Annotated in this window: 21 protein-coding genes; 2 read left to right on the top strand and 19 right to left on the bottom strand. The window is 36.7% G+C overall.

What is annotated here, in order from left to right; genetic code table 11:
* Positions 1–14: 14 nt before the first annotated feature.
* A complete protein-coding gene (locus AC1Q8M_RS19865; protein ID WP_000027131.1) occupies positions 15–1,691 on the bottom strand; it encodes a DAK2 domain-containing protein in 1,677 nt (558 codons plus the stop codon).
* 22 nt (positions 1,692–1,713) lie between these two features.
* Positions 1,714–2,076 (bottom strand): Asp23/Gls24 family envelope stress response protein, encoded by a 363-nt coding sequence (locus AC1Q8M_RS19860; RefSeq protein ID WP_000021109.1) that lies wholly within the window; start codon positions 2,074–2,076, stop codon positions 1,714–1,716.
* A 376-nt stretch (positions 2,077–2,452) separates the two neighbouring features.
* On the opposite strand from AC1Q8M_RS19860, the gene rpmB reads away from it, so the two are divergent.
* Positions 2,453–2,641 carry a 50S ribosomal protein L28 gene (gene rpmB / locus AC1Q8M_RS19855; RefSeq protein WP_000124776.1) on the top strand — a complete coding sequence of 63 codons (189 nt, stop codon included), beginning with the start codon at positions 2,453–2,455 and terminating at the stop codon, positions 2,639–2,641.
* 73 nt (positions 2,642–2,714) lie between these two features.
* Here rpmB and spoVM read toward each other — a convergent pair whose 3' ends face one another.
* The 17 genes from spoVM to AC1Q8M_RS19770 form a co-directional block, all read right to left on the bottom strand.
* Positions 2,715–2,795, bottom strand: a complete 81-nt coding sequence (spoVM, locus tag AC1Q8M_RS19850; RefSeq protein ID WP_001213599.1) for a stage V sporulation protein SpoVM — start codon at positions 2,793–2,795, stop codon at positions 2,715–2,717.
* 66 nt (positions 2,796–2,861) lie between these two features.
* The gene (locus tag AC1Q8M_RS19845) at positions 2,862–3,542 is read right to left on the bottom strand and encodes a thiamine diphosphokinase (RefSeq protein WP_000752665.1); all 681 of its coding nucleotides are present in this window, start codon (positions 3,540–3,542) and stop codon (positions 2,862–2,864) included.
* Between the two features lie 69 nt (positions 3,543–3,611).
* Positions 3,612–4,256 (bottom strand): ribulose-phosphate 3-epimerase, encoded by a 645-nt coding sequence (gene rpe / locus AC1Q8M_RS19840; protein ID WP_000589974.1) that lies wholly within the window; start codon positions 4,254–4,256, stop codon positions 3,612–3,614.
* Between the two features lie 2 nt (positions 4,257–4,258).
* Complete coding sequence (gene rsgA, locus AC1Q8M_RS19835) at positions 4,259–5,140, bottom strand: ribosome small subunit-dependent GTPase A (protein ID WP_001113932.1); 882 nt, start codon at positions 5,138–5,140, stop codon at positions 4,259–4,261.
* Between the two features lie 247 nt (positions 5,141–5,387).
* Positions 5,388–7,361 carry a Stk1 family PASTA domain-containing Ser/Thr kinase gene (gene pknB / locus AC1Q8M_RS19830; protein WP_000904744.1) on the bottom strand — a complete coding sequence of 658 codons (1,974 nt, stop codon included), beginning with the start codon at positions 7,359–7,361 and terminating at the stop codon, positions 5,388–5,390.
* Positions 7,362–7,369: 8 nt separating this feature from the next.
* Entirely contained in the window at positions 7,370–8,122 is a 753-nt protein-coding gene (locus tag AC1Q8M_RS19825; protein ID WP_000648708.1) for a Stp1/IreP family PP2C-type Ser/Thr phosphatase, read from the bottom strand.
* A gap of 4 nt (positions 8,123–8,126) precedes the next feature.
* Complete coding sequence (gene rlmN, locus AC1Q8M_RS19820; RefSeq protein WP_000450550.1) at positions 8,127–9,215, bottom strand: dual-specificity RNA methyltransferase RlmN; 1,089 nt, start codon at positions 9,213–9,215, stop codon at positions 8,127–8,129.
* 4 nt (positions 9,216–9,219) lie between these two features.
* Complete coding sequence (rsmB, locus tag AC1Q8M_RS19815; RefSeq protein WP_001249664.1) at positions 9,220–10,554, bottom strand: 16S rRNA (cytosine(967)-C(5))-methyltransferase RsmB; 1,335 nt, start codon at positions 10,552–10,554, stop codon at positions 9,220–9,222.
* The gene (gene fmt, locus AC1Q8M_RS19810) at positions 10,551–11,495 is read right to left on the bottom strand and encodes a methionyl-tRNA formyltransferase (RefSeq protein WP_098361299.1); all 945 of its coding nucleotides are present in this window, start codon (positions 11,493–11,495) and stop codon (positions 10,551–10,553) included. Before fmt ends, rsmB begins: the two co-directional genes overlap by 4 nt.
* A 23-nt stretch (positions 11,496–11,518) precedes the next feature.
* Positions 11,519–11,989 carry a peptide deformylase gene (gene def / locus AC1Q8M_RS19805; protein ID WP_000279455.1) on the bottom strand — a complete coding sequence of 157 codons (471 nt, stop codon included), beginning with the start codon at positions 11,987–11,989 and terminating at the stop codon, positions 11,519–11,521.
* Positions 11,990–12,000: 11 nt separating this feature from the next.
* Positions 12,001–14,406 carry a primosomal protein N' gene (priA, locus tag AC1Q8M_RS19800; protein ID WP_000666697.1) on the bottom strand — a complete coding sequence of 802 codons (2,406 nt, stop codon included), beginning with the start codon at positions 14,404–14,406 and terminating at the stop codon, positions 12,001–12,003.
* Positions 14,403–15,608 carry a bifunctional phosphopantothenoylcysteine decarboxylase/phosphopantothenate--cysteine ligase CoaBC gene (gene coaBC, locus AC1Q8M_RS19795; protein ID WP_000911748.1) on the bottom strand — a complete coding sequence of 402 codons (1,206 nt, stop codon included), beginning with the start codon at positions 15,606–15,608 and terminating at the stop codon, positions 14,403–14,405. Before coaBC ends, priA begins: the two co-directional genes overlap by 4 nt.
* Before the next feature lie 172 nt (positions 15,609–15,780).
* On the bottom strand, positions 15,781–15,993 hold the full coding sequence (rpoZ, locus tag AC1Q8M_RS19790; RefSeq protein ID WP_000933961.1) for a DNA-directed RNA polymerase subunit omega: 213 nt from the start codon (positions 15,991–15,993) through the stop codon (positions 15,781–15,783).
* A 2-nt stretch (positions 15,994–15,995) separates the two neighbouring features.
* Positions 15,996–16,613, bottom strand: coding sequence for a guanylate kinase (gmk, locus tag AC1Q8M_RS19785; protein ID WP_001257742.1), 618 nt, complete (start codon positions 16,611–16,613; stop codon positions 15,996–15,998).
* Positions 16,614–16,626: 13 nt separating this feature from the next.
* Entirely contained in the window at positions 16,627–16,890 is a 264-nt protein-coding gene (gene remA / locus AC1Q8M_RS19780; protein WP_001251456.1) for an extracellular matrix/biofilm regulator RemA, read from the bottom strand.
* 67 nt (positions 16,891–16,957) lie between these two features.
* Entirely contained in the window at positions 16,958–17,833 is an 876-nt protein-coding gene (locus AC1Q8M_RS19775; protein WP_000625865.1) for a YicC/YloC family endoribonuclease, read from the bottom strand.
* Positions 17,834–17,932: 99 nt separating this feature from the next.
* The gene (locus tag AC1Q8M_RS19770) at positions 17,933–20,656 is read right to left on the bottom strand and encodes a calcium-translocating P-type ATPase, SERCA-type (RefSeq protein ID WP_001104774.1); all 2,724 of its coding nucleotides are present in this window, start codon (positions 20,654–20,656) and stop codon (positions 17,933–17,935) included.
* Between the two features lie 105 nt (positions 20,657–20,761).
* Here AC1Q8M_RS19770 and AC1Q8M_RS19765 point away from each other — a divergent pair, with 105 nt between their 5' ends.
* Positions 20,762–22,471: an Rqc2 family fibronectin-binding protein gene (locus AC1Q8M_RS19765; RefSeq protein WP_000863271.1), complete on the top strand. Its 1,710-nt coding sequence runs from the start codon at positions 20,762–20,764 to the stop codon at positions 22,469–22,471.
* The last annotated feature ends 24 nt before the right edge of the window (positions 22,472–22,495 follow it).

Genomic DNA, 22,495 nt, shown 5'->3' with positions numbered 1-22,495 from the left:
AAACGAATCTTATCTTATTCTACAGAGAAGATGAAAGAATACACTGGTTGGTTTCCAGCATGCACTTCTACTTCTGCATCTTCAAATTTCTCTTCTACAAATTCAACTAACTCCGCTACTTCTTCGTCAGTTGCATCTTCACCTTGTAGAATCGTTACGATTTCAGAATCTTCATCAATAAGCGCTTCTAGTAATTGCTTCGCAGCTCCTACTTTTTCAGCATTTGTAGATACAATTTTTCCATCTGCAATACACATGAAGTCATCTTTTTGAATTGCTACACCATCAATTTCCGTATCACGTACAGCATACGTAATTTGACCTGTTTTCACATGAGATAAAGCTTCTTGCATGTTTTCTTCATTCTCTTCTAACGTTCCAACTGGGTTAAATGCTAACATTGCTGCCATACCTTGAGGAACTGTTTTCGAACGAACAACAATAACTTCTTGATCTACAACTGATGCCGCTTGTTCTGCTGCCATTACAATATTTCCGTTATTCGGTAAAATAATGATTTTTTCAGCATTCGCTTCTTCAATTGCCTTCACGATATCCTCCGTACTTGGATTCATCGTTTGACCACCTTCGATAACTTTCGTTGCGCCGATGCTCTCAAATAAAGTTTTAATACCAGAGCCCATTGCCACAGTTACGATACCATATGGTTGTTTTTCTTTCGATTGAGCTGGTTGTTCAGGAACCATAGCAGGTTCATCTAATAAAGCAGTATGCTGTTCACGCATATTTTCTACTTTAATCTTAATTAAACTACCGTATTTTTGCCCGTAGTTCATAGCGTCTCCAGGATGTTCTGCGTGGATATGAACTTTTACAATTTCATCATCAGACACAACTAGTAGAGAATCACCATATACACTAATATCTTCACGGAATTTTTGTTCAGAGAAATTATGCTCTTTCACCTTTTCAGCCTCTAATTTCACCATGAACTCCGTACAATATCCATACTTAATATCTTCTGTACTCAATTGGCTTTGTACACTACGGTGATGTTCTGCGCGTACCATCTCATTCATAGATGTTTGCGTCGGTGCATCAGAAGAAATCGTTTCTCCTTTTAAGTCAGCTAAAAATCCTTCGTATACTACTACAAGACCTTTACCACCGCTATCTACAACGCCAACTTGTTTTAATACAGGTAATAAATCTGGCGTACGATTTAACGATGCGTTTGCTTCTTTCACAACGTCTTCCATAAACAAAACAAAGTCGCGCTGTTTTTTCGCAACTGTTACTGCATATTTACCCGTTTCTCTTGCAACCGTTAAAATCGTTCCTTCAATCGGTTTCATAACCGCTTTATAAGCCGCCTCTACTCCAGCTTCTAGTGCTGCAGCAAAATCAACTGTTGTTAATTCTTCTTTTTGTTCAATGGATTTAGAGAAACCACGGAACAACTGAGATAGAATAACTCCAGAGTTACCACGAGCTCCCATTAATAATCCTTTGGCTAAACTTACGCCGACTTTACCAGCATGCTGTGAAGGATTTGCTTTCACTTCACGCGCACCTGAAGTCATAGATAAGTTCATGTTTGTACCGGTATCGCCATCTGGAACTGGAAATACGTTTAATGCATCAACAAGCTGAACATTATTTGTTAAATTATTCGCTCCTTGCATGATCATTTGTGATAAACGTTTTCCATCAATTTTTTGAATTGACACAGATTTTCCTCCTTAATGCACATTACAAGTTTATTACTTTAACTCCTTGTACGTAGATGTTTACAGAATCTACTGCTAGTCCTACAGTTTGATCTAATGTATATTTCACTTTCGTCTGCACATTATGTGCCACTTCTGAAATTTTCGTACCATAGCTCACAATAATATACATATCAATATGTACTTCATCTTCATCTTTACGAACAATAACACCTCTAGTGAAGTTTTCTTTTCGTAAAATATCTGTTAATCCATCTTTTAACTGATTTTTTGATGCCATACCTACGATACCGTAGCAATCTACCGCGGCACCTCCAGCAATTGTTGCAATTACATCTGTACTAATATCAATTTGACCGTACTTCGTTTTAATTTCAATTGACATCTCGTTTCCCCCTTCATAAATGGTGAAAGTGAGCTAGACTACTTTAGTTACTATCATATAATCTTTTTAAAGAAAATTCCATCGTTCTTTCTTTTCACTCTCATATTTTATGTTTTAAATTACACTTTTTTATGATGAGCAAAATAGTCCATTGTTATTATACAACATGTACCACTATAATATGTCAAGCAATTTTTATGGATTTTAACTTTTCTTCATTGACATATAGTGTCAAGTAAATTTTCTTGATTTCTTTTTTCTACGGTGTTGCATTCTCTTTTTAGTTGTGTTAAATTATAGTAGTGTTTTTAGCATCGCATAAAAGACTAACATTGAAAAATTACGTATGGTAAGGTATCAAGGGAGGGAAATATAAATGGCTCGTGTTTGTGCTATTACTGGAAGAAAAGCTCGTTCTGGTAACTCTCGTTCTCACGCAATGAACGCTACAAAACGTAAGTGGGGCGCTAACCTTCAAAAAGTTCGCGTACGCATCGACGGAAAAGTTCAACGTGTTTACGTTTCTGCTAGAGCATTAAAATCTGGCAAAATCGAACGTGTTTAATAATAAAAAAAAGAGCCGATAGGCTCTTTTTTTACTATAACAATGGAAAAAGCACCGGTGATAGGTGCTTTTTTTAATCTTTTTTGAAGGTATTTAACATTGCACGAACAATTCCACCAAGAAATTTAGGTAACTTAATTGTATAAAATCTCATGGTTTCCCTCCTAATCCCCATTACTCCACTTGGTCACTATATGATGTAAGGAGCAAAATTGTTTCTTCAATCAGTGCTTCTTATCAACATTAATATGCCAGAAGTAAATGAAAAAGTACCTTTTTCCTCAACGAGTTCGTTACTAATACAAAGTGTTGATCCCCACTCTATTGTTTTATTAGTAAGAGGGTACTTAAAACCAAACAATGTAATCCCTTCCACTATTTCAGTAACTGGTACAAAAGATACATAAGGAAAATTTTTATTTTCTTCAATTATATGTGTACCCACTTTTTTAACTGTTATTTCATTTTTATTGTCCACAATACACATTTCTATCTCTACTTCTAACCCTTTTAAAAGCATTTGTATATTTGCCAAACCGTGATCAAGTCTTCCACCGGTAGCACCAAAAATACGAATTAGTGCCGGCTTCTGTCCTAATGCCCAGTTGATTGCAATTTCTAAATCCGTTTGATCTTTTTCCCGCGGAACAATATGTAATTCGTTCGTTTGCTGTCCCATCCATACTAATTCTTCTTCAGTAACTGAATCGTAATCTCCAAACGCAACAGCCGGGGTAATCCCTTTCTTTAATAGACGGTATACTCCCCTATCAACCGCAGCCCACACTACTTCCTCATTCTCATATCGAGCAAAATCTGCGCAATATTCCGAAGGTCCTCCTGCCAAAATATGAATAATCATTTTTTCTTCCCCTTCCATTGTAAAAAGGCAATCTGCCATTCGGTAGATTGCCTTTTTACATATTTTTACCCTATCCTATGAATACCTTACTAGGATAAAAGTTCATCACTACCCACGAATTACGCGAATTGCTTCACCGCGGTCTTTTTGATTGTATACTGCTGATCCAGCTACAAGTACATTTGCTCCTGCTTCCACACAAAGTCTTGCTGTTTCAGCATTTACACCACCATCAACTTCAATTTCTACTTCTAGATTGCGCTCTTTCACCATGTCTGCAACTTGTTTAATTTTCGGTAATACAGAATGGATAAACTTCTGTCCACCAAATCCAGGGTTTACTGTCATAAGTAGTACCATATCTATATCTTCTAATACATGCTCAATCACTGAAACTGGCGTATGTGGATTTAATACAACGCCCGCTTTAATACCGTGAGATTTAATTAACTGAATTGTACGATGCAGATGTGGACACGCCTCTACGTGAACAGTAATAATATCCGCTCCCGCTTGTGCGAAAGTCGGGATATAGTTATCAGGATTTTCAATCATTAAATGTACATCTAATGGTAATGATGTAATTGGACGGATAGCTTCTACAATTAATGGTCCAATCGTAATATTTGGTACGAAGTGTCCATCCATTACGTCAACGTGAATGTAATCCGCTCCGCCCTTTTCTACATCTTTAATCTCTTCCCCTAATTTTGAAAAATCTGCTGATAAAATCGATGGTGCAATTTTAATCATAACTAATACCTCGGCTTTCTCTCTCTAATTTCTTCTACGAATTGTTTATAGTTCTTATAGCGATATTCTGTAATCTTCCCTTCTTCAACCGCAGCTTTCACAGCACATTTCGGTTCAGAAAGATGTGTACACCCTCTAAATTTACAGTATTGGCTCGCTTCTTTCAACTCTGGAAAACAATATGTAAGATCTTCTACTTCTATATCAATGAAATCTAGTGAACTAAAACCCGGTGTATCTGCTACTAGTCCACTCCCAATTGCAATTAATTCTACGTGTCTTGTCGTATGCTTCCCGCGTCCTAAATGGGAGGATATATCATTTGTTTTCAGCTCTAATTCTGGACGTAGCACATTAAGCATTGAAGATTTCCCAACACCAGATTGACCCGCAACGACAGAAACACAATTTTCTAAGTATGGTTTTAATATATCAATACTTTCTGACGTATTAATAGAAGTAAATAAAACATCATAACCCATCTCACGATAATCATTCGCATATGCTTCAACAGTTGCTTTCATCTTTTCATCTACTAAATCCATCTTGCTAATACAAATAATTGGCTTAATGTTATGATATTCAATCAGCACTAAAAATCGATCTAACAGTCCAGGATTAAAATCTGGTTCTACTGCAGAGAACACAAGGATCGCTTGATCGACATTAGCAATAGGAGGTCTAACAAGTTCATTTTTTCGATCAAACACTTCAAGCACATAACCTTCAGTTGGATTATCTGCCTGAAAAACAACTTGGTCTCCTACAAGTGGTGTAATTTTATTTTTTCTAAATACACCTCGCCCACGACATTGCGTAACCCCTTCTTCATGCTGCACGTAATAAAACCCACTTAAAGCTTTTATAATTTTTCCTTCTGGCATAGAATTCTCCTTTTTTTGTATAAGGTGATGCTGAATTTAAAAATGAATGGATTTAAATTTTCCAAATAACGATTTCAAAACCTACCATATATACTTTCGCTAATATACATTAAATTTCCCATTAAATGCAAAAAAATAATTACAGCTGCATCACTTTACTAGCTTTTTGAATCATATATTTTTGCCTGCTATACCGTCCACTTTGTAGACAGCATAACAGGCAATAATAATAAGTAGACTTTCACTATTATTGAGTTGGATATGGTACTTCTTTATCAATAATCGTTACTCCATCTCGTACAATTTTATAGTGTCCCTTTGAACCTTCTTGAATTACAAATTCTAAAGAAATAGTCGCTGATTCAGTAATTGTTCTCGTTTCAACCGGTCTATCCATTTTTTGCTGCATGTCTTCTTTATAAATTTCTATTGTTTGCGGCTTTTTTTCACCTGTTACAGCAGGCTCATATGGGATAGAGATATTGTCCACTTTTACCGTTTTAGTCACCTTAGGCTTTTGACCATCAGAGATAATAATAGTTACTTTATCTCCCTCTTTTAATGGTGTACCTGGTTTTGGAAATTGCGAAATTACAAGTCCTTTTTCGACTGAATCTGAATACTCTCGTTTTATATCTGACGTTAGTTTTCTCTCATTCAAATAACCAGTTACACTATTTTCAGTCCACCCCGAAAAGTCACCTGGTCTAATTTGATAAGGACCTTTACTTACCCAGATTTTCAGTTCTTGCTCCGCTTCTATAACCATTTGATCAGGCGTCGGAATTTGCTCTACAATTTCACCTTTCGGCTTATCATTTTCAATATAATTTACTGTAACTTGTTTATATTTTTCTTCTAACTCAGCTTTTACACTCTCAAAGTTTTTCCCTGTGAAATTCGCCATCTTACTTTTCTTTTTTCCACCTGATTGATAGATAGTAATTTTAGCGTTTTCTTTTACGACTCTTCCTGCTACAGGTTCCGTTTTTATTACATCCCCAACTTCAATATCATCTGTATATACAATATTAGGCTCCGTCACCTCAAAGCCCTTTTCTACTAACGTATTTACAGCTGTCGTGTATTTCATACCAGCCACATCAGGAACTTTCACATCTTTCGGAATAAATAATCCTGGAATAACCGTAAGCGCTAATGTTATTCCTATTGCTAAAAATAAAAATGTTGAAATTAAAACTTTAAGCCACTTGTTACTCCGTTTTTTCTTCTTATCTAACTCAGCTGCTTCTGCTCTTATCGGTTCTTCCACCTTACTCCCTTTTAAAACAATCGTTTCATCACTTACATTTTCAAATAATTGTTCTTGTTGAATAATCGGAATCGCTTTCGTCGCTTCCATATCTTCTGGTATGTAAAATGGTTGCTCATTTATCCTCTCTGGATATAGCGCAGTTTCAATATCTCGCTTCATCGCATTGGCAGATTGATATCGATGGAAAGGATCTTTTGCAGTTGCCTTTAATATAATATTTTCAACACTTTGCGGAATATTTTCATTCCATCTTTTTGGTGATGGGATTTCACTTTGTAAATGTTTTAAAGCTATAGCAACAGCAGATTCGCCAGAAAACGGTTGTCTTCCTGTTAACAATTCAAACATAACTATTCCAAGAGAATAAATATCCGATTGTTTATTTGCTATCCCGCCACGTGCCTGTTCTGGTGATAAATAATGGACTGAGCCCAGTACTGAATTTGTATGTGTAATTGTTGTTGCACTTGTAGCTGTCGCAATTCCAAAATCTGTTACTTTTATTATTCCATCAGCTCGAATTAAAATATTGTGCGGCTTTATATCACGATGCACAATTTCAAAATGATGGGCGTGTGCCATGGCGGATGTTAACTGCTCCATAATATCAAGAGCTTCTCCTATAGGTAACATACCTCGCTCAATTATGTATTGCTTCAATGTTTGCCCGGGTACATATTCCATGACAAGATAATATATACCATCTTCTTCTCCGACATCATACATATTCACAATATTTGGATGCGACAACGTTGTAACAGACTGCGCTTCTCGATGGAAACGTTTAATAAACTCTTCGTTATTTGAGTAGTCGAGTCTTAATATTTTTACCGCTACATCTCGGCCAAGTATATCATCATGAGCTAAATATACATTGGCCATTCCGCCACCACCAATCATTTTCAGCAGCTTATAACGGTCATTTAAGCGTTTTCCAATCAGCACGTTGCACTTCACCTACTTTCGTTTGTCGAACCCGCATAATCAATAAGAACAAGTGTGATATTATCTTCTCCACCGCGATCATTCGCCAATTGAATGAGACGCTGCCCTTTACCTTCAAGCTGTTCATTTAACTGTAAAATTTGTTGCATATCATCAATAGAAACTTTGTTTGATAACCCATCAGAGCAAAGAAGTAATTGATCATCTTCCTCAAGCACCAACGTTTTAACATCTAATCCAACTTTTTCTTCTGTTCCTAGCGCTCTTAATAACACATTCTTTTTCGGATGATACTCTGCATCTTCCTTTGAAATTTCACCATGTCTCACAAGCTCATTTACAAGCGAATGATCTTCCGTTACAAGCGTCATTTCTCCTTCTGATACCATATAGCAACGACTATCTCCTATATGCCCTATCGTCACAAAACTTGGTGTACAAACAGCTATTATAAGCGTTGTTCCCATACCATTACATTCTACATTTTGCTGAGCGTATTCATATATGCGCTCATTAATAATCCCAACACTAGTATGTAACCATTGTTCTACTTTTTTCGGTTCATTCATATTATGCGTTTGCTTCCAATAATCATGGAATAATTGAATGGCCATCGAGCTAGCTACATCACCAGCTCGATGACCTCCCATTCCATCTGCTACTACCGCTAAAACATTTCCATCTAAATTGTGAAAAACTCCTGCACTATCTTCATTATGTTGACGAACTTTTCCTTTATCCGATAGAAATACGGCTTTCATCTCGTCACCTCGTCTCTTCTTTGCGCTCCTTCGCACGCAACTGACCGCAGGCTGCGTCAATATCATGACCTTGTTCACGGCGAATCGTTACATTCACTCCACGATCTTTTAACGTTTTCTCGAACAAGAAAATTTGCTCACGTGGTGTACGTACATAATCACGTTCAGGTACGTAGTTTACCGGGATTAAGTTTACATGACATTTTACACCTTTTAAGAGCGCAGCAAGCTCTTCAGCGTGCTCAACTTGGTCATTTTCTCCTCCAAATAATCCATATTCAAAAGTAATACGGCGCCCTGTTCTATTTACATAGTATTTAATAGCTTCCATTAAATCCGGTAATTTATAAGCACGGTTAATCGGCATTAACTTTGAACGTAATTCTGAGTTTGGAGCATGCAATGAAATCGCAAAATTAATTTGTAGTTCTTCTTCAGCAAACTTATAAATTTTCGGGATAATTCCACTCGTCGAAACAGTCATATGTCTAGCACCAATATGAAGTCCTTTTTCATGGTTAGTGATGCGTAAGAATCCCATTAAATTATCGTAGTTATCAAATGGTTCTCCAATTCCCATAACAACAAGAGAACTTACACGTTCTTCTGTTTCATCAAGCGCACGCTGAACTTCTACTACTTGCGCTACGATTTCTCCAGCTTCTAGGTTTCGTTTTAGTCCACCAAGTGTCGAAGCACAGAACGTACATCCAATACGACAACCAACTTGCGTTGTTACACAAATGGAATTTCCATATTCATGTCGCATTAATACCGTTTCAATAGAATATCCGTCATATAATTGGAATAAGAATTTAATCGTTCCATCTGAAGACGTTTGTTTTACTAACGTGTTTAAAGTAGTAATATCAAAGGAATTCGACAATTTATCACGCAATCCTTTAGAAAGGTTTGACATATCCTCATAATTTTTTACACGTTTTTTATATAGCCAGTCAAAAATTTGTCCAGCGCGGAACTTCGGTTCTCCTTGTTCCTTTAACCAATCTTGCATTTCATGAAGTTGTAAAGAGTAAATTGATGGTTTCTTCGTTTCTACATTTTTCTTTTGTTTTCTTACAGTTGTTTCCATGATGCTACACCTTCTTCCTTAAACAAGCAATATAAAAGCCATCCGTTGCAAAATAATGCGGTAAAATTTGTACTTGACCTTCATTAATATACGGACTTAATTTTTCTGGCATACGTTCTTTTATCGTAGTATCCCATTCAAATTCAGGATGTTCTTTTAAAAATTTATCTATTACTTGTTCATTTTCTATTTTCTCAATTGTGCACGTACTATAAACAAGACGACCGCCTTGTTTTAATAATGGTGCTATTTTTTCTAGTATCGCAAGTTGAATCGTCGATAATCTTTCACTATCGCCTTTATCTTTTCCTAACTTAATATCAGGCTTACGTCTAATTACACCAAATCCAGAACACGGTGCATCTACCAATATTTTATCAAACGTTTCATTTGCAAAGTGCTCTTGCACTTTTCTAGCATCTAGCGCTTTTGTTTCGACATTTTCTAGACCAAGTCGCTCTGCTTGCTGTTTAATTAAACGTACTTTGTGTGCATGTAAATCAAGGGACATGACCTTACCAGTTCCCTTTAATCGTTCCGCGATATGCGTTGTTTTTCCGCCTGGAGCAGCACAACTATCAAGAACTGCATCTCCCGTATTCGGTTCTAAAGCGCGTGCTACAAGCATAGAACTTTCATCTTGAATAGAAAGAAATCCTTTTTTAAACGCTTCTGTATGCGCTACATTTCCTCTTTCAATCTGAATTGCATCATCTGACAAGTCACCACGTTTTGCTTCTATACCTTCACTTGCCAACAACTCAATCGCTTCTTCTACCGTTACCTTATCAACATTCACACGTGCTGTTGGTACAGGTGGTAACATGTTTACTTCGCACATTTTCTCTGCAGTTTCTAAGCCATATGCAGAAGTCCACTCTTGTACAAGCCAAACTGGATGACTCGTCGCAATTGCAAGACGTTCTACTGGATCCTTGATTTCATCTACAGAAGGTACACCTTCTCTCTGAATCGAACGTAATACACCGTTCACCATACCAGCAATTCCTTTATGCCCGCGACGCTTTGCAATCTCAACCGCTTCATGAATAGCCGCTCTTTCTGGCACTCGGTCTAAATAAATCATTTGATATAAAGATAAGCGAAGCAATACTCTTACCCACGCCTCAACCTTCTTTTTTAAAAAAGGCTGTAAATAATAATCTAATGTGTCACGACGTTGAATCGTTCCATATACAATTTCAGTTAATAAACCAATATCTTTTCTATCAATTGCACTTTTTTCAATTAGATTATTTAAAAGTAAGTTGCTATATGCACCACTTTTTTCCACTTGAATTAAACCATCAAGAGCTAATTCACGAACATTTTGTCTCATGCATTTTCTCCTAACTTCGTTCCAATTTCAGGTTTTGTTCCACGTAAAAATTGTAAACAACTCATACGCTTTTTACCAGAAGGTTGCAATTCAGTAATTTTAACACCTGTTTCATTACTAGTTGCTACAACAAAACCATCTTCTTCGATTGCAACAATCGTACCTGCTTCAGCCGGTTCAGTTACAGGCACTTTTTCTCCCCACCATACTTTAACAACTTGTCCTGCTAAAGTTGTATAAGCAACTGGCCATGGATTCAATCCGCGAATGTGATTGTATACTTCTTCACCTGTTTTTGTCCAATCAATTTTCTCTTGTTCACGTTTTATATTGTAAGCAAACGTTACTTCTTCTTCATTTTGTTTAATCGGTTCTAACTTACCTTGAATTAATAAAGGTACTGTTTTAGATAGAAGGTGTGCTCCAGCTTCACTTAATTTATCAAATAATGAGCCTGTCGTTTCACGCTCTTCAATTTCCACTTCCACTTGCGTTAAGATATCACCAGCATCCAATTTTTCTACCATATACATAATTGTAATACCAGTTTTTTCTTTACCTTCCATAATTGCATAATGAATTGGTGCACCACCACGAAGTTCAGGAAGTAAAGAAGCGTGGACATTAATACATCCATAGTTCGGTGCTTCTAAAATTTCATTTGGTACAATCTGACCAAATGCAGCTGTTACAATTAAATCTGGCTCTAATGCCAATACTTTTTCATATTCATCTTTTTCACGAATTTTTAACGGCTGTAACACAGGGATACCATGTTTTTCCGCTTCAACTTTAACAGGTGTAGGTGTTAATACTTTTTTTCTACCTACTGGACGATCAGGTTGCGTCACAACACCTACTACCTCATAGCCATCTTCAATAAGACGACGAAGCACCGGCACTGAAAAGTCCGGTGTTCCCATAAACACTACTTTTATCATTTAAAAACCGCTCCTTTTAACACCTATTCTAGTTCGTTTTCTTCATAATATCTTGTCACTTTCGATGTAAATAAAACACCGTGTAAATGATCGATTTCATGTTGAATTGCACGCGCTAAAAATCCTTCCGCTTCTAATAAAAATACTTTCCCACGGCGATTTTGCGCTCTTACTTTAATATAATCGGCACGTTCTACTTCACCATAAAGTCCCGGGAAGCTTAAACAGCCTTCGGGACCTACTTGTTCACCACGTTTTTCTAATATTGATGGATTGATTAACTCGATTTTCCCAGTATCATCATCGACATCAACAACCGCTACTTGCAAGCTTACACCTACTTGAGGCGCAGCTAAACCGACTCCGTCCGCAATTAACATTGTTTCATGCATATCTTTCAACAATTTCACTAACTTTTTATCAAAGTTAATTACTCTTTCACATGGTGTTTCTAACACTTCATTTGGATGCTTTATTATTTCTAAAACTGCCATATTTCCCTCCGCTACATTAACATTGTTGGATTAAAATCAATTGAGATTTGTAGCTCTTTTTGCATTTCTGCTTGATAATGTTCATTTACCATTTTGAGCACGTTCTTTAAGTTTGGTTCCCGTTTGTATTTTATCATGCATTGATAACGATATCTATCTTTTATCCTTGGAATTGCTGAAGCAACTGGTCCTAACACCATTGTTTGCTGTGAGCAATGCGTTCGTAAATACGAGGCAATTTTTTCCGTCACTTGCACCGCTTTTAATAATTCTGGATGAGATACGGTTATGAGTACAACATAGTAATATGGGGGATATTGTCTTGTTCGCCTCATTTGCATTTCTTGGTCAAAAAACACATCATATTGTTGGTTCTTTGCTAACTCTATACTGTAATGTTCTGGCGTATACGTTTGAATCACAACTTCCCCTGGCAATTCATGTCTACCCGCTCGTCCACTTACTTGCGTCAATAACTGATATGTCTTTTCACTTGCCCGAAAATCAGGTAAGTGAAGCATCGTATCTGCAGTTAAAACCCCAACAAGAGTTACTTTCGGAAAATCTAATCCTTTAGCAATCATTTGTGTTCCAAGTAATATATCTGCTTTTTCTTCCCCAAATGCCTTTAATAATTTTTCATGCATTCCTTTTCGACTTGTCGTATCTACATCCATTCGAATGACTCGCGCCTCTGGAAATAGTTTTGTAATTTCTTCTTCTACCTTTTGTGTACCTGTACCAAAGAAACGAATGTATGTACTTTGACAAGCAGGACACTCAGTTGGCATATTTTCTTCATAACTACAATAATGACATTTTAAACGATGATTCATTTTATGATATGTCAATGAAATATCACAATGCGGACATTGTACAACATACCCACAATCACGGCACATAACAAATGTAGAATGACCTCTTCTATTTAAAAATAGTACCATCTGTTCTTTCTTTTCTAATCGATCTGCTATTTTTTCATGCAGCGCCTTAGAAAACATTGATCTATTCCCGTCACGAAGTTCTTCTCGCATGTCAACAATCTCTACCGTTGGTAAAGCTTGTTCATTCATACGTTTTTCCATTGTTAGTAGTTCATAAACACCTTTTTTCGCCCTTGCAAACGATTCAAGTGTTGGTGTCGCACTACCAAGAACGATAGGACATTTATGATATTGCCCTCTCCAGATAGCTACATCTCTTGCATGATACCTCGGATTATCTTCTTGTTTGTAACTTGATTCATGCTCTTCATCAATAATAATAATCCCTAAATTCTCAAAAGGCGCAAAAACGGCTGAACGCGCACCAACTACAACTTTCACTTCTTTTCTTAAAATCTTACGCCACTCGTCATACTTTTCTCCAACAGACAACGCACTATGAAGAACTGCAACTTGCGAGCCAAACCTACCTTTAAAACGATCCACCATTTGGGGCGTTAGTGCAATTTCAGGAACAAGAACGATAGCTTCTTTTCCTTTCTCGAGCACTGCTGCTATAGATTGTAAATATACTTCTGTCTTTCCACTTCCTGTAACACCATATAGTAAAAATGGATTATAAGTTTCATTTGTAATTGATGATAAAATCGGTGTAATAACTTGTTTTTGTTCCTCCGTAAGTGGAAATGGTTTCGTTTGTTCAAAATCATCATCGTCATACGGATTTCGGTATACTTCCACATAATTTTCTGAAATGAAGCCCTTTTTAACAAGTGCTTTTATTGGAGCATCTGTTATTTGTAACTCTTCTGTAATTATTTTCAACGGTACACTTTTATAATTTTCCACAAAATAATAAAGTACATCTTGTTGTTTTTTACTTTTCAGTTCAAATGCCGCTAATTCCAATTTATCTTCTGGCAACTCCGGCTGAACAACTCTTTGCTTCTTCTTTTGTACTTTATCTTTCACTTGATAAACGACTTCAACCGTACCATTTTTAATTTCTTGTTGAATAGTCCGGTATAAATGTGGCTGCTGCTCGATTACTTCAAAATCAATTGCTTCTTTATCCTGAAATAAATATAGTATTTCAGATGCTATTTCTTCCTGCTTACAAATTTGTAGACGTTTTTTATACGTTGCTTTTATCGCAGTTGGAAGCATCACTTGAAAAGCTGAAATCATGTAGCATAACGTTTCACTTGTAAGCCAATATCCAAGCTTTAATAATTCATCATTTAAAACCGGTGTTACATCTAATATTTCATGGATTGTCTTTAACTTCTTACTTTCTACATCCACCGAATCTTTAATCCCAATAATAAAACCTTGTAATTTCCTTGGCCCAAACGGAACTACTACACGCATTCCTGTCTGTACAATATCTTCCCATTTTTCAGGGATAATGTAATCAAATGGTCGATCTGTCTGACGGGCAGGTACATCAACAATTACACTTGCAAATTTCATAAACGATCATCTTCTAACATCATTTCAATTTGCTTTAATATTTCACGAGCTACCTCTTTTTTCAGTAAAAGTGGTAACTCAATAACTTTTCCATCTTTTCTATACATTGTTACAATATTCGTATCCGTGCCAAATCCAGCTCCTTGCGCTTTTACATCATTCGCGACAATCATATCTGCATTTTTCTCACGTAGTTTTTTCGTTGCATATTCCTCTACATTTGTCGTTTCAGCAGCAAAACCGATAAGTAACTGTTTATCCTTTTTCTGACCTAACGTTTTTAAAATATCCACCGTTCTTTCGAGTTCAATGACAGCATCACCATTTTGCTTTTTCATTTTATTATCATGAACATATTTCGGACGATAATCTGCAACTGCTGCTGTTTTAATGACAACGTCTACGTTTTGATAATGTTGAAGAACTGCTTCTAACATATCTTGTGCAGATTCCACTTGCACTGTCGTTACATGTAACGGTGGATTTAATGCTGTCGGTCCTGAAACGAGTATAACATCAGCGCCTAAATTCGCCGCCACTTCTGCAATCGCATACCCCATTTTTCCAGAAGAAAAATTCGTCATAAAACGAACTGGATCAACTTTTTCACGTGTTGGGCCAGCAGTTATTAATATTCTTTTTCCCTGCAATGGTTTGTGTTCTGAGAAAGCTTCCTCTAACCGTGCAATAATCGCTTCAGGTTCTTCTAGTCGTCCCTTCGCTACATATCCACATGCTAAAAAGCCTTCCCCAGGCTCAATAAATGTATATCCTAGCGTTTTCAATGTCATCATATTTTTTTGAACAATTTTATTTTCATACATATGCACATTCATAGCAGGCGCAATCCATACCGGGGCTGTAGTAGCTAACAGAGTAGTTGTAATCATATCATCTGCAATACCACCAGCTAACTTTCCAATACAATTGGCAGTAGCAGGTGCGACAAGTACAACATCCGCCCAATCTGCTAAATCAATATGAGCAATAACAGCCGAGTCTTTCTCATCAAACGTATCCGTATATACATCATGGCGAGAAAGCGCTTGGAATGTAAGAGGCGTAACAAACTTCATTGCCGACTCACTCATCATTACTTTTACAATCGCGCCAGATTGTGTCAATTTACTCGTTAACGCAGCTGCTTTAAAAACCGCAATGCCTCCTGTTACACATAGAAGTATCTTTTTCCCTTTTAGCATATGACTCGTCCTCTTTCTTTTTCAAACTTATAATACTGAAATAGAATTCCCAGCTCGTCAGTACCAATATTTCATTCCTTTCGTAAAAAAATAACAACCTACTTGTAAATAGGTTGTTACCGTTACATAGAAAATTATAAAGTCTATGTTTTATTTTGTCGAAGGCAAAGGCTTATTCAGCTACTTTATCTTCACTTGGTACGTAGCTTAATGCTTCTGCATCGATTTCTTCTAATGCTTTACCTACACATTTATGAGAAACAGGTTGCTCTACAACACAGTTATTAGCAAGTTGCATTTCACGTGCGCGTTTTGCAGCCACTGTTACTAATGTGTACTTAGAATCGATTTTTTGTAGTAATGAGTCAATTGATGGATTTAACATAATTATAGACCCTCCGTCATTTCTTTATAATATTTTGCTACCCTTTCGCGGCGGCAATGTTCGCCAACCACAATTGCTTTAATTCTATCACAAGCTAATTCAACTTGATCGTTTTCTACTACATAGTCGTAAGCGTCCATCATCTCGATTTCTTCTTTCGCTACAGTTAAACGATTTTCAATAACATCTTCAGTCTCTGTACCACGTCCGACAATACGGCTCTTTAGTTCAGATAAACTTGGAGGTGCTAAGAAAATAAATACACCTTCTGGGAAAGCTTTCTTAACTTGAATCGCTCCTTGCACTTCAATTTCTAAGAATACATCTTTTCCTTCTTGTAATGTTTTTTCAACATAGTCAATTGGTGTTCCGTAATAATTACCTACGAACTCAGCCCACTCAAGTAATCTTTCATTACGAATCATTTCCTCAAATTCTTCTCTTTCTTTAAAAAAATAATCCACACCATCTACTTCACCTTCACGCGGCTTACGTGTCGTTACTGAAATAGAGTACTGAAAACGTGTATCCTCATGGCTAAACAGCTCTTTACGAACCGTTCCTTTTCCAACCCCAGAAGGCCCTGAAAGAACGATGAGCAATCCTCTTCTACTTCTCATAAATATGTAAAACCTACCCTTCCTCACTTAAATCTTCTTTATTATTCAAACGATGTGCAATCGTCTCTGGTTGAATTGGACTTAATACAACATGCCCATCATCCATAACAATAACCGCCCTTGTTTTTCTCCCATACGTAGCATCAAGCAAAGCATTATGTTCGCGTGCTTCTTGTACTGTTCGTTTAATAGGAGCTGACTCCGGACTTACAATAGCAATAATTCGATGAGCAGATACAATATTTCCGTATCCAATATTTAAAAACCGCATGGCCATAGTTTGCGCCTCCTAGTAAGTCTATCCGATTTCTCCACCACGTATAACTTTATATATTTTTTGAAAGCTACTCAATATTTTGTACTTGTTCACGAATTTTTTCAAGGTTATTTTTCATTTCTACAACATATTTTGAAATTGTTAAGTCATTTGCCTTAGAACCAATCGTATTAATTTCTCTATGCATCTCTTGCACGATGAAATCCATTTTCCTTCCAACAGGCTCTTCAATCTGCAATGTTTCACGAAATTGCTCTAAATGACTTTGCAAACGAACTAACTCTTCATGAATATCACAACGCTCTGCAAAGATTGCGACTTCTGTTAGCAATCTTTGTTCATCTAACTCTTGATTATGTAATTCTTTTAAGCGATTTTCTAATCGTTCACGATATTTTTGTGTAACAATTGGTGCATGTGGAATAATTGCATTTACACAATTGCTAATCTCTTGTAAACGATACGCTATATCTTTATGTAATCGTTCTCCTTCGTCATCTCTCATCGTTTTCAACATATGAGCAGCTTGACGAACAGCCTCATATAAACTGTTCTCAAAATGTTCATTTACATTTTCTATTTCTTCAATTGCTGTTACTTCTGGCATTGCCATTAATTGCTCGAGTGTAATAGAATCTTGTAATTGAAACTTTCCTTTTATATCTTCCATCATCGATTGGTACTGCTCAAGAAGTGACCAATTCACACTTAATTTTCTTTCAACAAGTCCTTCACCTGCTATACTAATAGACACTTCAATGCGTCCACGTCGAACTTGCTGTGCAATTATTTTACGAATTTTGTCCTCAAATACCATCATTTGCTTAGGAAGTCGAATACTCATCTCTAAAAAACGGTGGTTCACCGATTTCATTTCTACTGTAATTTGAAAAGTATCACTTTCTACTTTCGATCTTCCAAACCCTGTCATACTAGAAATCATTTTTATCACATCCAAGCCATAAAATAACTCAATGAAAAAGGTAATAGAGACAAGGCTCTACTACCTTCTGTAAATTATATCACATTTTCATAACATTGACTATTTCAAGTTTAATCCCTTCTTATATAACATTGGCTTTTTCTTTTTCGCCTTTTTCCCTGTTAATAAAGAACCTACTAGTAAGAAAGTCGGAATTGATGACAAACCTCCAATTAATAACCAATCTCTTGCTTGTATCGGCATTGTGCTAAAAATCGGTTGTAACGGTGGATAATATATCACTACTAGCATGAGTAGTAATGAAATGATAACCGCCCCTACTAAATACACGTTCCCAAATGGATTACGATGAAAAACAGAATGCTCACTACGACAATCAAATACATGAATAAGCTGAGCAAGTACCAACGTCGCGAACGCTACAGTTTGTGCATATTTGAGTTCATTTGGATGTTGGTTATACGCAATAATAAACGCTACTAACGTCACTGCCCCAATTAAAAAACCTCGACTTATTATTTTCCACGCAAGCCCTCTAGCGAATACCCCTTCTTTCGGGTGGCGCGGCGTTCTCTTCATCACATCTCCTTCAGCCTTATCCAAACCTAATGCCATCGCTGGTAAACCATCAGTAACTAAGTTCACCCATAAAATTTGAATAGGAACCATCGGCAGGGGTAATGCAAGTAACATCGCAAATAACATAACTAAAATTTCTCCAACATTTGATGCTAATAAATATCGGATGAACTTACGTATGTTCTCGTATATATTTCTTCCTTCTTTAATCGCTGACTTAATTGTAGCAAAATTATCGTCTAGTAAAACAAGTGAAGAGGCTTCTTTTGCAACATCTGTTCCTGTAATCCCCATCGCTATCCCAATATCCGCTGTTTTTATAGCTGGAGCATCGTTCACTCCATCACCTGTCATCGCTACTATATGCCCTTGATTTTGCAGTGCCTTAACAATTTTTAATTTATGTTCAGGTGATACACGAGCGAATACATACGTATCTTCTACAACATTTTCTAATTCCTCCACATCCATATTCGCGAGTTCTACTCCTTCAACAACGCGTCCATCTGGTGGCAAAACTCCTAATTGTTCAGCAATCGCCATTGCTGTCACTTTATGATCACCTGTAATCATTACTGTTCGAATACCAGCTTCTTTACACTCTTTTACCGCCTGCGCCACTTCTGGTCTTGGTGGGTCAATCATACCTTGTATCCCAACCAACATAAAATCTTTTTCAACGTCTCTTTCATGTTCAATAGAATCCGTTATTTTTAAAGGTTTAAACGCAACTGCAATTGTTCGAAGCGCTTGACTACCTAAGCTATGAATAGCCGCCTGTACTTCTTTTCTATATAGCTCACTTAACGGCTGCTGCTTATCCCCCCATAAAATCGTTTGACTCATTTGTAAAAGAACATCCGGTGCTCCCTTCGTAACAATAAACTTTTTCCCCTCTCGATCTCGTACAATAACACTCATCATTTTTCGAGTTGAATCAAATGGAAATTCACGAATAACTTCAAATTTCCCTTTCAATGCCTCACGTGTTATCCCAGCTTTCATTGCTGCAGCTACAAGCGCTCCCTCTGTTGGATCTCCATCTAATACGTACGCCTTTTTCTTTTGAATAATATTTGCATTGTTACATAGTGAACCAAATGTAAGTAGCTGATAAAGTGCTTTTGTCTTAGCTGGATTCACTTCTTTTTCACCTTTCATAAAAGAGCCATTAGGTTCATATCCTTGCCCTGTCACTTTCCACAATTCTCCGCCTGACCACATATGTGTTACCATCATTTTGTTTTGCGTCATTGTTCCCGTTTTATCAGAACATATAACGGAAGCACAACCTAACGTTTCTACGGCTGGTAACTTTCGTACAATTGCTCTCTTTTTTATCATACGCTGTACACCAAGTGATAAAGCTACTGTAACAATTGCTGGCAACCCTTCTGGAATAGCCGCAACAGCCAGAGACACACCAGCTAAAAACATATGATATACTTCATTCCCTTGATACACACCAGCTAATACAACGAGTGCTGTCAAAATAAGAGCCACAATAATTAATATTTTTCCGAGCTGTTCTAACCTTCTTTGCAGTGGTGTTTCCATTTGCTCTGCATTTTGTAACATATTTGCAATTTGCCCCATCGCTGTATTCATACCAGTTGCTACAACGACTCCTGTACCAGATCCTCGCGTAATCATTGTCCCCATAAAAGCCATATTTTTTTGATCACCAATTGCAACATCTTGCCCTTGCAATGCTTCTACCTTCTTTTGTACAGGTACGGACTCCCCTGTCAAAGCAGACTCTTCAATATATAAACTTGATGCTTCAACAAGACGCACATCAGCCCCAATACGATCACCACTGGAAAACTTAATAATATCACCTAAAACAAGTGCTTTAGATGGTGCTTTTACCCACTTTCCATTCCGCATTACAGTAACTTGTGGAGCGGCTAGTTCCTTTAAAGCTTCCAATGATTTTTCAGCTTTTCTTTCTTGAAAAAATCCGAGAATACCATTGATAATAACAATGGCAACAATAGCAATAGAATCAATGTATTCACCTAAAAACGCAGAAACAATTGTTGCTCCAAACAAAACGAGTACCATGAAATCTTTAAACTGTGCTAAAAATACCATTAGTGCAGAAGGCCTTTTTGCTTCTTCTAATTCATTAGTACCAAATTTCTTTACGCGCCCTTCTGCTTCTTTCTCTGTAAGTCCAACCTTTACATTCGTATTCGTTCTTTCTTCCACTTCATGTGCCCGCATTCCATACCAGTTCATCCTGCCATCGACCTCCTGATTCCAGACATACTCTATTGAAAGCTTATTCAGCCTCGTCCAAAAAAATGCTATAATTAACTTTTAGTTAGAAAGGAGTGTTCATTTATGGCATTCGATGGATTATTTACAAGAGCAATTACACATGAAATTGCAAATTCTCTTTACACAGGAAGAATTTCCAAAATATATCAACCTTCAAAGTATGAGATTTTATTACATATTCGAGCAAACGGAAAGAACCAAAAACTAATTCTTTCGTCTCACCCTACATATGCGCGTCTGCACTTAACGAATCAAAACTACGATTCACCAGCAATACCGCCAATGTTTTGTATGCTTCTTCGTAAACATTTAGAAGGTGGGTTTATTGAAAAAATTGAACAAATTGACTTAGAACGTATTATTCAAATTACAGTTCGCAGTCGGAATGAAATTGGAGACGAATCATTAAAAACATTAGTAATCGAAATAATGGGCCGACATAGTAACATTATCTTAGTAGATACGAAAACAAACGTTATTTTAGATAGCTTAAAACACATATCTTTAGCGGTAAACCGCCATCGTACTGTATACGCTGGAGCTGAATATATTGCACCACCAGCACAACATAAAATTAACCCACTTCAGATTGAAACAAATGATGAATTTATTAGACCACTAGACTTTCTATCTGGAAACATGGATAAACAGCTTGTCGGCACCTTTACGGGAATATCCCCGTTATTCGCAAAAGAAGTAGTGAAAAAAGCTGGTATGGTAAATGAAAAAGCATTAGCGGATGCATTTTTCTCCATACAAAAACCATTATTAACTCATACATATTCACCAGCGATGACTACTTCAAATGGGAAAGAATTCTTTTATCTTTTCCCTCTTGCACACTTGCAAGGAGAAGATAAGACGTTCTCATCTGTTAGTGAATTGCTTGATCGTTTCTTTTTCGGAAAAGCAGAGCGCGATCGTGTAAAACAACAAGCTCATGATTTAGAACGCTTTATGCAAAATGAAAAAAATAAAAACGAGAAAAAACTCATTAAACTCGAAAAAACACTGCAAGATGCTGGAAAAGCAGATAAATATCAACTATTTGGAGAGCTACTTACAGCTAATATGTACGCTTTGAAAAAAGGCGATAAAGATATTGAGGTCGTTAATTATTACGATGAAAATGGCGGAACTGTAAAAATCACATTAGATCCTTTAAAAACACCATCTGAAAATGCACAACGCTATTTCCAAAAGTATCAAAAAGCAAAAAATTCAGTTGTTGTTGTAGAAGAACAAATCGAAAAAACCAATGAAGAAATTCTTTATTTTGATAGCTTACTTCAACAAATGGAAGCTGCTTCTTCAAAAGATATTGAAGAAATTCGTGAGGAATTAGCTGAAGAAGGTTATGTGCGCAATCGCAAAACGAAAAACGCAAAGAAAAAGCCTACTAAGCCAGTATTAGATAAATATTTAGCAAGTGATGGCACAGAGATTTTCGTTGGTAAAAACAATAAACAAAATGATTATTTAACAACGAAGTTTGCCCGCCGTGATGAAATTTGGTTACATACGAAAGACATACCTGGCTCTCACGTTGTCATTCGTTCTTTAGAGCCTGCTGAAGAAACTTTACTAGAAGCTGCCAAAATTGCCGCTTATTACAGTAAAGCGAAAGAGTCTAGCTCTGTACCTGTTGATTTCACTAAAATACGCCATGTGAAAAAACCGAGTGGTGCAAAACTTGGTTTTGTTACGTACGACAATCAGCAAACCGTATATGTAACACCAGATGCTGATATTGTAATGAAATTAAAAGCGTAAATACAAAAATGCGTTGCTTATAAG

The sequence above is a fragment of the Bacillus sp. GW823-FHT06A10 genome (assembly GCF_058795375.1).
The sequence above is the reverse complement of the archived record's forward strand: the minus strand, read 5'-3'. Positions and strand labels throughout refer to the sequence as shown.